The 13,766-nt window shown below is 28.9% G+C and carries 15 protein-coding genes (1 of these 15 running past the window's edge); 10 read left to right on the top strand and 5 right to left on the bottom strand.

Features of this window, described 5'->3' with window-relative positions:
* Positions 1–56: 56 nt before the first annotated feature.
* The 10 genes from BM335_RS07325 (at position 57) to BM335_RS07280 (ending at position 10,722) form a co-directional block, all read left to right on the top strand.
* Complete coding sequence (locus BM335_RS07325; protein ID WP_090224917.1) at positions 57–500, top strand: hypothetical protein; 444 nt, start codon at positions 57–59, stop codon at positions 498–500.
* 425 nt (positions 501–925) lie between these two features.
* On the top strand, positions 926–1,915 hold the full coding sequence (locus BM335_RS07320) for a hypothetical protein (RefSeq protein ID WP_090224915.1): 990 nt from the start codon (positions 926–928) through the stop codon (positions 1,913–1,915).
* A gap of 72 nt (positions 1,916–1,987) precedes the next feature.
* A complete protein-coding gene (locus BM335_RS07315; RefSeq protein ID WP_090224913.1) occupies positions 1,988–2,443 on the top strand; it encodes a hypothetical protein in 456 nt (151 codons plus the stop codon).
* A gap of 3 nt (positions 2,444–2,446) precedes the next feature.
* Complete coding sequence (gene csgH, locus BM335_RS07310) at positions 2,447–3,175, top strand: curli-like amyloid fiber formation chaperone CsgH (RefSeq protein WP_090224910.1); 729 nt, start codon at positions 2,447–2,449, stop codon at positions 3,173–3,175.
* A 21-nt stretch (positions 3,176–3,196) separates the two neighbouring features.
* On the top strand, positions 3,197–3,607 hold the full coding sequence (locus tag BM335_RS07305; RefSeq protein WP_090224908.1) for a curli assembly protein CsgF: 411 nt from the start codon (positions 3,197–3,199) through the stop codon (positions 3,605–3,607).
* A 20-nt stretch (positions 3,608–3,627) separates the two neighbouring features.
* Positions 3,628–5,022, top strand: a complete 1,395-nt coding sequence (locus BM335_RS07300) for a CsgG/HfaB family protein (protein WP_090224906.1) — start codon at positions 3,628–3,630, stop codon at positions 5,020–5,022.
* Between the two features lie 11 nt (positions 5,023–5,033).
* Complete coding sequence (locus tag BM335_RS07295) at positions 5,034–6,539, top strand: carboxypeptidase regulatory-like domain-containing protein (protein WP_090224904.1); 1,506 nt, start codon at positions 5,034–5,036, stop codon at positions 6,537–6,539.
* A 105-nt stretch (positions 6,540–6,644) separates the two neighbouring features.
* Complete coding sequence (locus tag BM335_RS07290; protein WP_090224902.1) at positions 6,645–7,823, top strand: AIR synthase related protein; 1,179 nt, start codon at positions 6,645–6,647, stop codon at positions 7,821–7,823.
* A 48-nt stretch (positions 7,824–7,871) separates the two neighbouring features.
* Positions 7,872–8,948, top strand: coding sequence for a peptide chain release factor 1 (gene prfA / locus BM335_RS07285; RefSeq protein ID WP_090224899.1), 1,077 nt, complete (start codon positions 7,872–7,874; stop codon positions 8,946–8,948).
* A gap of 136 nt (positions 8,949–9,084) precedes the next feature.
* A complete protein-coding gene (locus BM335_RS07280; protein WP_090224897.1) occupies positions 9,085–10,722 on the top strand; it encodes an ABC-F family ATP-binding cassette domain-containing protein in 1,638 nt (545 codons plus the stop codon).
* 15 nt (positions 10,723–10,737) lie between these two features.
* Here the strand turns inward: BM335_RS07280 and BM335_RS07275 are convergent, their stop codons facing one another.
* From BM335_RS07275 to thrS, 5 genes are all read right to left on the bottom strand, one after another.
* Positions 10,738–11,682: a TerC family protein gene (locus BM335_RS07275; protein WP_090224894.1), complete on the bottom strand. Its 945-nt coding sequence runs from the start codon at positions 11,680–11,682 to the stop codon at positions 10,738–10,740.
* Positions 11,683–11,815: 133 nt separating this feature from the next.
* A complete protein-coding gene (gene rplT, locus BM335_RS07270) occupies positions 11,816–12,160 on the bottom strand; it encodes a 50S ribosomal protein L20 (protein WP_090224892.1) in 345 nt (114 codons plus the stop codon).
* A gap of 97 nt (positions 12,161–12,257) precedes the next feature.
* Positions 12,258–12,455 (bottom strand): 50S ribosomal protein L35, encoded by a 198-nt coding sequence (gene rpmI / locus BM335_RS07265; protein WP_090224889.1) that lies wholly within the window; start codon positions 12,453–12,455, stop codon positions 12,258–12,260.
* A gap of 82 nt (positions 12,456–12,537) precedes the next feature.
* A complete protein-coding gene (gene infC, locus BM335_RS07260) occupies positions 12,538–13,098 on the bottom strand; it encodes a translation initiation factor IF-3 (protein WP_090224887.1) in 561 nt (186 codons plus the stop codon).
* A gap of 22 nt (positions 13,099–13,120) precedes the next feature.
* Positions 13,121–13,766: the final stretch of a threonine--tRNA ligase gene (gene thrS / locus BM335_RS07255; protein ID WP_090224885.1), read on the bottom strand. The gene runs 1,295 nt beyond the window's last position; 646 of the gene's 1,941 nt are visible here — the last part of the coding sequence; the start codon falls outside the window, past its right edge; the stop codon is at positions 13,121–13,123.

Below are 13,766 nucleotides of genomic sequence, written 5' to 3'. Positions count from 1 at the left end.
TTAATTAAAAAAAAAGGGGGGGATTTTCCCTTCCTTTTTTTATAAATAGTAATCATATGAAATACCTATTAAATATAATTAGTTTGTTTTTTATATTAATTTCTTCAATTACTTGTTTTTCACAAGAAACAAACCAAAATACTTTTTTAATAAACCAATATTTTCAGAATTTATCGGTTCAAGATAATACTCTTTTTTCGCAATCAACAAATTATAATAATAGCAATCCTTTTTACTCTGAAGTTTCTATAGTTCAAATAGGAGATTATAATACTACAAACATTAAAACTAAAGGAGGAGAAAAAAACGTTACGCAATTAGGAAACCAAAATAATTTTGATTTTATAACCTATTATAGTAATAATTATTTAAATTTTGAAGTTCAGCAATTTGGATTAAATAATAATTTACAAATATTTGGTGAAAATTCAATTATTAATAATATAAAGATATTACAGTTTTCAAACAATAAAACTATCACCATCACAAATTACAGGTAATTGAACTTATCTCTTAGCTTAAAGCTTGTAATTTATCTCTTTCCATTACTTAACTTATTGATAATTAATACTGTTTAATCTTTTTTATATATTTAAAAAAGATGAATTTCTGCACTCTAAGAGTTGACATGTAATACATGTTACAGATATTACATTTTATTACCAAAAGGGTGTATTTTGTATATTTTTGCTAAAATTTTTTTGTTATTTAATTAAGTATGTGTAATTTAGTCCTGCTTAAATGTTAATAAAGTACTTATTATTTTATTACCCCACTGTTTAAATCCCAAAAAAAATTGTTTTCCCCGTATTAGAAAATTTATATTATTCATTTTAGTGCTTTGTAGTTGCTGATTTGATATTGTATCCCCATATAAATTTTACAAAATTTATTACTAATTATTACTAACTTAAAATCATTTATTATGAAAAAATTAATTTTAAGCATGGCTTTGCTATGCGCAACAAGTATTATGTTTGCTCAAAATCATTATTATCAACACAATCCAATGCCAGATGTTGTAAATCAAAATGCAGCACCAGATAGTGCGCCTTGTGATGATTGTAGTGTGGATCAAGTTACACGTTTAGTATCGTGGAACGGTGCTTATAATGTTTCTGACATTCATCAAACAGGTAATATGAATGATGCTAATGTATGGCAATTAGGTACTGGTAATTATTCTCAAGTTGAGCAAGATGGTGCAAATGGATTTATGGGATTAGGAGGTTCAAACAATAATGCAGATATTTATCAATCAGGAACATCAAATACATCATATGTGAGACAATTAGGAGACTACAATGATGGATGGGTGATTCAAATGGGAGCTGGAAATTATGCAGACCAAATTGTAGGTACAGGTTGGGCTGAAAATAATGATGCTTATGTTTATCAAAGCGGTAGAAGAAATGCTTCACATCAAGAACAGTATTATGATAATAATGATGCTAGAGTTTCTCAAACGGGTAGAGTTAACAATGCAATTCAAGCTCAAAATTCTGGTGCTGATGGAGCAGAAGGAAGTTTTGCAAGTATAGACCAAAATGGATTTAGAAACAATGCTAATCAAACTCAAACAGGTAGTTATAATGTTGCAATTACAGAACAAGATGGTAGAGGTAATACATCTTCAGAAACTCAAAATGCAGGGTCTTATGCGCTTGGTTTAGGTTATATTACTAATACTTCTTATGTGTCTCAAAATGGTGTTGGTAATAGTAATTGTTTAACGCAAACTGAAGGAGGAACAGGTTGGAATTACAATTGGGTTTCTCAAAGTGGAAATTACAATAAAGTAACAGTTAATCAATTTGCTGATACAACAGGTAATTATAGCTTTGTTGACCAAATGGGTAATAATAATAATGCATGTGTACAACAAGTTAATGGTTTTAATGCAAATCCAAACTAATAGAAATCTACTACTAAAAATAATCAATTAAAAGAGGGTGAAAACCCTCTTTTTTTCTTAAATTTGAGTAAGATGAAAAAATATAACTACATATTAATTATAGCTTTAACACTATTTTTTGCCAATTGTAACTTTTTAGTTGCTCAGCAATTATCTGATGAAAACACCTATGTTATCAATCAATATTTTCAATCGAATAAAGAATTTTCATCAAAATTAACTGATACACAAACACTTTCAACTAATAGTTTTCAAGTGCAAAGTAATATTGTTAGTTTAAATCAAATTGGAAATAATAATGAAATTGATATTAAACAAAAAGGTGCTGATTCTCAAAAAATTAACCAAATAGGAAATAATAATTACTATAATTTTATAAACTACTATAATAATACTCCATCAAATTTTAATATAATTCAACAGGGTAATTCTAATAACCTACAAATTTATGGTGAAAACTCAATCATTAAAAATATTGGAATTATTCAAAAATCTGACTTTAGTACATTGATTATTAAAAATTATTAACAAATGAAACAGATTAAAATACATATTATTTTATGTTGTTTAATGTTAAGTTTTAATCAATTTTATGGTCAATTAAACGAGGTTGTTAAAGCAAAAATTAATATTCAAGAATCCGATAATTTAATTTTGATACGCGCACAAGTAGAAAATGATGAGTCGGTTTTTAAAAGTAATTTGTACTATAATTTATTGGCCTTAAAGAAAAATGCATCAGGTAATTTTTCAAGCAATAGGCAAGAAGGTGAATTTTCATTAAATCCAGAAGAAAGCAAAACAGTTTCTGAAATTCGTTTAAATTTAAATGCAGACGAAGATTTACGAATTTATTTATTTGTGAAACAGGAAAATGTATTAATTTCAAAAGATTCATTATATATACTTCCGCAAAAACAACAACAAGCACAAAAAAAAGTAGTAAGAGAAACTGATTTTGAGTTAAAAGGTATTGTAGTTGATGAAGTGATTACTAAAATAGGTAAAGACTTTCATGATTATTTTTACCAAGATTATTTAAATTCTGGCACCCAATATCCATTTATAATTACCATTAAAGAAAAACCGTATTTTGGAACAAGTAGTATAATTACAGTTGAAGTTGATGATCAGGTATTATTTGAATTTATGTCCAAACCTGATGAAGAGTATTTAAAATCAGGAGTTAAAGCATCCTTACAAAATTTAAGTCAATATTCTAAACAACGAAAAATGTTATTTAGAAATAGCAGAATTTAAAAATATTCACTATCTTTAATTATGAAAAAGTTAAAATTTATACAAGTCGTTATACTCATTTGTATGCCGATTTTCATGTTTTCACAAAACTTAGTTTATAAACCAATTAATCCTTTTTTTGGTGGTGATACATTTAATTACCAACAATTATTGGCTTCTGCAAATGCACAAAACAATTTTGAAGAAGATTCAGGTTTTAGTTTTGATCAAGCTACAGATTTAGAAAATTTTACTGAAAGCTTAAATAGGCAATTATTAAATTCATTGTCTCAAGATTTATTTACTCAACAATTTGGAGATCAATCATTATCGGTTGGAACTTTTGTTTTTGGATCCTTAGTTGTTGAAGTTAGTCCAACCAGTAATGGCTTGTCTGTTAATATTTTAGATACTGCTACAGGAGAACAAACTCAAATTACAATTCCAAACTAAATACTACAACCCTTAAAATTATGCATAAGTATTTAAAAGTTATCAATTGCTTTATTATTATACTATTAGTTACAAGTTGTGGCACTTATTTTAATCAACCTTTTAAAACTAGCAAAGCAAGAATTGGAGAAAATACTTCAGGAAAAAGTATATTAGATACCATTTTGCCAGCTACAGAAAATGTAGTTGGTGTTTATAAATTTAGAGACCAAACTGGGCAGTATAAATTAGTTGAAAACGGATCAACTTTTAGTACTGCAGTTTCACAAGGAGGAACTTCAATTTTGTTAAAATCTTTAGAAGAATCAAAATGGTTTAAACCTATTGAAAGAGAAAATATAGGTAACTTGCTTAACGAGAGACAGATAATTAGATCTACTCGTCAAGAATATGCCAGAGATGCTAATGAAGATCAAACAACATCAATTCCACCACTACTTTTTGCAGGTATCATTTTAGAAGGAGGCGTAGTTTCCTATGATTCTAATATAATTACAGGAGGATCTGGAGCAAGATATTTTGGGTTAGGAGGGGCTGCAGAATACAGACAAGATAGAATAACAGTTTATTTAAGAGCCGTTTCTACATCAAGTGGTAGAATTTTAAAAAATGTATACGTCTCAAAAACAATTTTATCACAAGGAATTTCAGCAAATTTATTTAGGTATGTAAATATTAAAAGATTGTTAGAAGTTGAAACCGGAATCACCAAAAATGAACCAGCCCAATTAGCAATTAAAGAAGCAATTGATAAAGCTGTAGAGCTTTTAATTGTTGAAGGAATTATAGATGGATTATGGTTGCCAAAAGGAGGAGAGCCGGTAGTAAATTTAGTAAAAGAAAAATATTTAAAAGAAAAAGAAGAAGCTGAATCTACAGCATTATACGACCGAAAATTAGAAGATAAAAGAGGTACTTCAGCTATAAACTTTGATGGATTAATGTCAATTCCAAATAATGATTATGGTGATGCTACTAAAAGATTAGGCGCTAATTTATCTTTAAAATTATATTTTAAAAAACCAGGATTAAATTTAAATTTTGTGACTAGCTATTTTCAATTAGAAAATGAAAATACTTTTAAAAATGATTTTATTTCATTTGATACAAATTTAGGATATGATATTTTGCCATATGACAATTTAACTCCATTTGTTTATGCAGGTTTTGGAGCTATTTCCGACAAAAAAATTGATAACATCTATTTTAAATTTCAATATGGAGGAGGCGTAGAGTTTTTACCAGTAAAAAATTTAGGAATAAAACTATTTGTAGAACAAAATATGCTCTTTACAGATGAATTAGAAGGTTTAAATCAAGGGAAATGGAATGATTTTTATTATAAAGTTGGTTTAGGACTTAATTTTTATTTAGGGAATCCATTTAATAGTGTTAAACCGGTAATGTTCGAATAAAAAATGAAATTATGAAAAAAGTTTTAAATATTTTATTAATCTTTCTACTCGCATTTTTAACCAATTGTAGTGAGGAAACTACAGGTTTTATTGGTAAAGGAACAATTACCGGAAGAGTTGTTGAGGCAATCAGTTTCAACCCAATTGAGAATGCTAAAATTACTTTAAGCCCAACAAATAATACAGTTTTTACTGATGTTGATGGGTATTTTATTATTGAAGAAGTAGAAGAAGGTGATTATTCTGTTAGCGCAACAAAAGAAAATTATTTAACATCTTTTGAACCAGCTACTGTGTCAGTAGATTTAATAATAAATGTTATTTTTGAAATGGAAGATGACAATGCTTTAAATAGACCACCATCAACTCCAATTTTAATTTCCCCAACTGATGGTAGTGAAAATTTAGAACTTTCAGTTGAATTAACTTGGGAATCAACTGACCCTGAAGAAGATGAGATACTATATAGTCTTGAAATTAAAAATGACAATAATAACAATATTATTAAAATTGATAGTATAAGTGAAACATCATATGTAATTTCTAATTTAAACTACGGTGTTAAATATTTTTGGCAAGTAGGAGCAACAGATAATATTAACAACGAAGTTTTAAGTACAGTTAGTACATTTAAAATAAAACCATTTCCTGAAAATAGATATTTATACGTAGAAAAATTTTCCAATAACAATAATGTTATCTATTCCTCAAGTTTTAATGAAAATGATACCATTCCTGAGAATAAAATTCAGTTAACATCAGAAGAATTTAATAGTTGGAGACCAAGAAAAAATCAAGCTTCAAATTTAATAGCATTTCTTAGAACATATAATAATGAAACTCATTTATTTACAATGAGTCCTAATGGCACAGATGTAAAAAAGGTAACGGATGCAATTTCTGTAACTGGAAATAATTACAATGAAATTGACTATTCTTGGTCATCAAATGGAGATAGATTTATTTATCCGCATTATGATAAGTTATATGTAATTAATAAAGATGGTAGTGGTTTAAAACAAATTTATAAAACAACCGATGGAAGTTTTATAACTGAATGTGATTGGAGTAGTGATGAGAGTTTAATTGCTTTGAAAACGAATGATATCACAGGTTATAATATTTCAATTTTTACTATCGATTTAACCGGAAATGTTATAAATAATGTACTTTTTGATGTTAATGGAGCTGCTGGAGGATTAAATATTTCAGTGGATAATAAGCTGTTGTTATATAGTTATGATATTTCCGAATTTGAAAGCCCAAATAACAGACAGTTAGATACTCATATTTTTATTTATAAATTTAGTGATAATAGTGTCGTAGATGTTTCTTCAAATAAACCTGCAGGAACTTTAGATTTGGATCCTAGATTTTCGCCAAATGAATCGGAAGTTATTTTTGTAAATACATCAAACGACGGTATTTCGTTAAAAACAATTTATAAAATGGATATTGATAATAATAATGACAGGATTGAAATGTTTTTAAATGCAATAATGCCAGACTGGGAATAAAAAATAATTAATTAAAAAAAACCGAATGAATCTCATTCGGTTTTTTTATGTTTTATTATGTAAAAAAGAAAAATTACTTTTGCAAAACAAAATAATTAAGTACAAATGAGTTCAGATATAAGTAAAAGATACAGTCAAAGAGGTGTTTCAGCTTCAAAAGAAGATGTTCACAACGCAATAAAAAATGTTGATAAAGGATTGTTTCCGAAAGCTTTCTGTAAAGTTGTACCAGATTATTTAACCAATGATGAAGATTATTGTTTGGTAATGCACGCTGATGGAGCAGGAACAAAATCATCATTAGCATACATGTATTGGAAAGAAACTGGAGATATTTCCGTGTGGAAAGGTATTGCACAAGACGCATTAATTATGAATGTTGATGATTTATTATGTATAGGAGCTACAAATAATATTATACTGTCATCAACAATTGGTAGAAATAAAAATTTGATTTCTGGTGACGTAATTTCTGCAATAATAAATGGTACAGAAGAATTATTACAAGATTTAAAAAAGTTTGGAGTTGAAATTCACTCAACAGGAGGCGAAACAGCTGATGTTGGAGATTTGGTAAGAACTATTATTGTAGATTCTACAGTAACTGCACGAATGAAAAGAACCGATATAATTGACAATGCAAATATAAAACCAGGTGATGTAATTGTAGGTTTAGAATCTTTTGGACAAGCAACTTATGAAAAGGAATACAATGGTGGAATGGGTTCAAATGGATTAACATCTGCACGTCATGATGTGTTTCATAAGTATTTAGCAAAAAAATATCCAGAAAGTTTTGATGCAGCAGTTCCTAGTGAATTGGTATATTCTGGGAACGTACAATTAACCGATTCAGTTGAAAATTCACCTATTGATGCTGGTAAACTAGTACTTTCTCCAACAAGAACCTATGCGCCAATAATTAAAAAAATATTAGAAAAATATACTTCAAAAGAAATTCATGGAATGGTGCATTGTAGTGGAGGAGCCCAGACAAAAATTTTACACTTTATTGATAATTTACATATTATAAAAAACAATTTATTTCCAGTTCCACCTTTATTCAAATTGATACAAGAGCAAAGTAACACTGATTGGAAAGAGATGTATCAGGTTTTTAATTGCGGACATAGAATGGAAATATATGTACCTTCAGAAATTGCTAATGATATTATCACTATTTCAAAAAGTTTTAATGTTAATGCGCAAGTTATTGGTAAAGTGGAAGCTTCAGAAAGTAAAAAATTAACAATTACTAGTGAATTCGGTATTTTTGAATATTAAAAAATATCAAGAATTTGTTGTAAATTTGCAATCCAATTAAAAAACTACATGTTAGATAAATTAAGAATAATAAAACAACGTTTTGACGAGGTTTCTGATTTAATAATTCAACCAGATATTATTTCAGATCAAAAACGTTATATTCAAATAAATAAAGAATATAAAGACTTGAGTGCAGTAATGAAACTGGGTGATGAGTACAAAACCTTATTAAATAATGTTGAGGAAGCTAAAGAAATTATTGCCGATGGATCAGATGCAGAAATGACTGAAATGGCAAAAATGGAATTAGAAGGAGCAAATGCCAGAATTCAACAATTGGAAGAGGAAATAAAATTTATGTTAATCCCTAAAGATCCTGAAGATGCTAAAAATGTAATGGTTGAGATTAGAGCAGGAACAGGTGGTGATGAAGCTAGCATTTTTGCAGGAGATTTGTACAGAATGTATACCAAATTTTGTGCTGAAAAAGGTTGGAAAACAGAAATTGTTGATGTAAGCGAAGGAACTTCTGGTGGTTTTAAAGAAATTATATTTAGTGTTGAAGGTGAAGATGTTTATGGTGATTTAAAGTTCGAAGCTGGTGTGCACCGTGTACAACGCGTTCCTCAAACTGAAACACAAGGTCGTGTTCATACATCTGCCGCAACAGTAATGGTGTTGCCAGAAGCAGAAGAATTTGATGTGCAAATTGACATGAAAGATGTTCGTAAAGATTTATATTGTTCGTCTGGTCCAGGGGGTCAATCAGTAAACACTACATATTCTGCAGTTCGTTTAACACACATACCAACAGGTTTAGTAGCACAATGTCAAGATCAAAAATCGCAACACAAAAACTTTGACAAAGCGTTAACGGTTTTGCGTTCACGTTTATATGAAGTTGAACTTGCTAAAAAGCAGGAAGAAGATGCTAAAAAACGTAAAAGTATGGTAAGTTCGGGTGATAGATCAGCTAAAATTAGAACTTATAACTATCCGCAAGGTCGTGTTACTGAACATAGAATTGGTTTAACAATGTACGATTTAAGCAATATTATTAATGGAGATATTCATAAAATTGTTGAAGAATTGAAACTAGCTGAAAATACTGAAAAACTAAAAGAGTTAGGAGAAGTTTTTTAAACTTAAAATTAAAGTACTATTTAAAAAGCAAGAAGAAATTCTTGCTTTTTTTTTGAAAAAAGCCTAAAATTTTAAATGGTTTCGTATTAAAACATTCATGTATATTTGCCACTTCAAAAAATTAAAAATTTAATAAATGATTACAGTAAATGATATTTCAGTCCAGTTTGGAGGAACCACACTTTTTAGCAATGTTTCCTTCGCTATAAATGAAAATGATAAAATAGCTTTAATGGGAAAAAATGGAGCTGGAAAATCTACTTTATTAAAAATTATAGCTGGTGCAAGCAAACCCTCAACCGGAAATATTTCTGCACCCAAAGATGCTGTAATTGCCTATTTACCACAACATTTATTAGCAAAAGATAATGCAACAGTTTTTGAAGAAACATCAAAAGCATTTGCAGAAATCTTTACAATGAAGGCTGAAATTGAAAAAATAAATGAAGAATTAACAATTAGAACAGATTATGAAAGTGATGCTTATATGGCATTAATTGAGAGAGTTTCCGAACTAAGTGAAAAATTTTATTCAATTGAAGAGGTAAATTATGAAGCAGAAGTTGAAAAAGTTTTAAAAGGATTGGGTTTTGAACGTTCAGATTTTAATCGTCCAACTTCTGAATTTTCTGGTGGATGGCGTATGAGAATTGAGTTGGCTAAAATTTTACTACAAAAACCAGATTTAATTTTATTAGATGAGCCAACCAACCATATTGATATTGAAAGTGTTATGTGGTTAGAAGATTTTCTAATTAATTCAGCTAAAGCAGTGATTGTAATTTCGCATGACAGAGCTTTTGTTGATAATATTACAAACAGAACCATTGAGGTTACAATGGGAAGAATTTACGATTATAAAGCAAATTATTCGCATTATTTAGAGTTAAGAAAAGATAGAAGAGCACATCAACAAAAAGCTTATGATGAACAGCAAAAAATGATTGCTGAAAATACCGAGTTTATTGAGCGTTTTAAAGGAACATATTCCAAAACAAATCAAGTACAATCTCGTGTTAAAATGTTAGAAAAATTGGTATTAGTTGAGGTTGATGAGGTTGATACATCAGCTTTACGTTTGAAATTTCCTCCTGCTCCACGCAGTGGACAATATCCAGTTGTGGTATCAGAATTATCTAAAAGTTATGGTGAGCATATTGTTTTTAATAATGCTAATTTAGTGATTGAACGAGGTGAGAAAGTTGCTTTTGTTGGTAAAAACGGTGAAGGAAAATCAACAATGATAAAAGCTATTATGGGTGAGATTGATTTTCAAGGTAAAATGGAAATTGGCCATAATGTAAAAATTGGATATTTTGCGCAAAACCAAGCATCATTATTAGATGAAAATTTAAGTGTTTTTGAGACAATTGATCAAATTGCTGTTGGTGATATTAGAACCAAAATTAAAGACATGTTAGGTGCTTTTATGTTTAGTGGTGATGATATTACAAAAAAAGTAAAAGTCCTTTCAGGAGGAGAAAAAACACGTTTAGCAATGATTAAATTGTTATTAGAACCTGTAAATGTTTTAATATTAGATGAGCCAACAAATCATTTAGATATGAAAACGAAAGATATCATTAAAGATGCTTTAAAAGATTTTGATGGTACGTTAATTTTAGTTTCACACGACCGTGATTTCTTAGACGGTTTAGCAGCTAAAGTTTTTGAATTTGGGCATAAACGTGTTAAAGAACATTTTGAAGATGTTGCCGGATTCTTAGCGCATAAAAAAATAGAAAACCTTAGAGAAATTGAAAAGAAGAACTAATTAATTCTTCTTTTTTTAAGCTTCATTTTTGTTCATCAACCTTAATGATACAATAACTCCGGCTGACAGAGAAATTGCAATTACAGTTAATGAAAACCATTCAGGAAATTTATAATGGTGTGCCAATAGTAGTTTAATTCCCACAAAAGTTAAAATTACAATTAAACTGTATTTTAAATAATGGAATTTAGCCAGCATATTAGAAAGGAAGAAATACATAGATCGTAAACCTAATATTGCAAAAATATTAGAAGTGAATACTAAAAAAGGATCTGATGTAATTGCCAAAATTGCCGGAATGCTATCTAACGCAAATAAAATATCTGTAAATTCAATTATAATTAAAGCAATAAAAAGAGGAGTGGCAGCTTTTATATGTCTCATTTTTACAAAAAAGTGCTCTCCATTCATATGACTTGTAATGGGAACAAATTTTCTTATTTGTCTATAAATAAATGATTTTTTAGGATGAAATTCTTCGTCTTTTGACACTAGCATTCGATATGCAGTAAAAATTAAAAATGCGCCAAATACATACGTTGTAAAACTAAATTTTTTAATAAGTATAACTCCAAAGAAAATCATTAAAGCCCTAAATACTATTGCACCTAAAATTCCCCAGAATAAAACTCTATGTTGATATTTTAATGGAATTTTAAATGAAGTAAAGATAACTGCAATTACAAAAATATTATCAATACTTAAAGATAGTTCAATTAAATATCCAGTAATATATTTTAAAGTGGCATTAGTTGGTGTAAGGTTGTCTACATTATCAATAATACTGGTTGAATATAGCCAATAAATTACGCCTGAGAACAGCAAAGATATAGTTACCCAAATTGCGGTCCATTTTGTCGCTTCTTTAGTACTAATTATATGAGGTGTTCTATTAAAAACCCCCAAGTCTAACGCTAAAAAGATTAGAATTACAGCAATAAAAATTCCCCAAACAAGCATAATATAATTAGTTAAAATAAGATGTAAATATATATAAAAAAATAGAACTCTAGCATATTGCGGAATTTGTATTTAAATAGAAAAACCCAATCTAAAAAGATTGGGTTTTTTATATAAGCAAGAAATTAAAAATCTATTTTACTGTATCTACAATTGCCTTAAAAGCTTCTGGGTTATTCATAGCTAAATCGGCAAGAACCTTACGATTCAATTCAATATTATTAGCTTTAATTTGTCCCATAAACTGTGAGTAAGACATTCCATACTGGCGAACTCCAGCGTTAATACGTTGAATCCATAAAGCACGGAAAGTTCTCTTTTTGTTTTTACGATCTCTATAGGAATAAACCATTCCTTTTTCAATCGCATTTTTTGCTACTGTATAAACGTTTTTTCTACGTCCAAAGTAACCTTTTGCTTGCTTCAATATCTTTTTTCTTCGAGCTCTTGAAGCAACTGAATTTACTGATCTTGGCATAATTTCAATTTGTTTTTTTTGTAGTAGGCGGTAAAATTTAATTTACACTTGTTTGTGCACTACTCCAAGGTTAATTATTAATTTCCCTGTAACTTTATTATTTTAAAGTTAACTGTTGTAAAACACTATTCTCATCAGCTTTATGTACTAAACCTGTATGAGTTAGTTTTAATTTACGTTTTTTGCTTTTTTTAGTCAAAATGTGACTTTTGTAAGCGTGTTTTCTTTTAATTTTACCAGAGCCAGTTAGCTTAAAACGCTTCTTAGCACTAGATTTTGTTTTCATTTTAGGCATCTCTCTTATACTTTTTTATCTTGCTTAATATTTTATTACGAGCGCAAAAGTAAACATTAATTCTTATTCTGCGTTCGGTAATTTATTTCTTTTTTGGAGCGATATACATAATCATACGTTTTCCTTCCAATTTAGGCATTTGCTCAACTTTTCCAAATTCCTCAAGTTCTGTTGCTAAACGTAACAGTAATATGTGACCTTGATCTTTGTATATTATTGATCTACCTTTAAAAAATACAAAGGCTTTTAGTTTAGCTCCTTCTTGTAAGAATTTTAAAGCGTGTTTCTTTTTAAATTCAAAATCATGTTCATCCGTATTAGGTCCAAATCTAATTTCTTTAACCACAACTTTTGAAGCTTTAGCTTTTTGAACTTTTTCACGTTTCTTTTGTTCGTATAAAAATTTCTTATAGTCAATAATTTTACAAACAGGTGGATCAGCTTTTGGTGAAATTTCGACTAAATCTAATTCCATTTCTTTAGCTAAAGCTTTTGCTTTGGCTAATGGGTATACACCAACTTCTACGTTTTCACCTACTAAACGTACTTCAGCAACATGAATTATATTTTCATTAATTCTATGTTGATCTTCTTTTACTACTCTCCAAGGTTTTCTTTGACCTTTATTTCTACTTAATGCTATGGCTCTAGTTTTTAAATTAAACTTAAAATTTTTCTAATGTACTATTAATTTCGTTATTTATTATTGAAATAAACTCATCTATTGTAAATGTTCCTAAATCTCCTTCTCCTTGTTTTCTAACAGAAACCAAACCTTCGTTTTCTTCTTGTTCGCCCACAATTAACATAAAAGGGATTTTATTCATTTCGGCATCTCTTATCTTTCTACCCGTTTTTTCATTTCTATCATCTACAAGGGCGCGAATTTCGGAATTTTCTAGCAAATGTAAAACTTTTTCAGCATATATTTGAAATTTCTCACTGATTGGTAGGATAATAACTTGTTCGGGTGTTAGCCAAAGTGGAAATTTTCCTCCTGTATGCTCTAATAAAACGGCAATAAACCTTTCCATAGAACCGAAAGGAGCTCTGTGAATCATAACGGGTCTGTGTAACTGGTTATCGGCGCCTTTATAATTTAAATCAAAACGTTCTGGTAAATTATAATCAACCTGAATGGTTCCAAGTTGCCAACTTCTACCTAAAGCGTCTTTTACCATAAAGTCTAATTTTGGCCCATAAAAAGCTGCTTCACCATATTCTACAATATAATCTAATCCTTTTTCTTTTGCTGCATTAATAATTGCGTTTTCAGCTTTTTCCCAATTTTCATCACTTCCTATATATTTA

The organism is Lutibacter maritimus (assembly GCF_900116115.1).
GTDB lineage: Bacteria > Bacteroidota > Bacteroidia > Flavobacteriales > Flavobacteriaceae > Lutibacter > Lutibacter maritimus.
The sequence above is the reverse complement of the archived record's forward strand: the minus strand, read 5'-3'. Positions and strand labels throughout refer to the sequence as shown.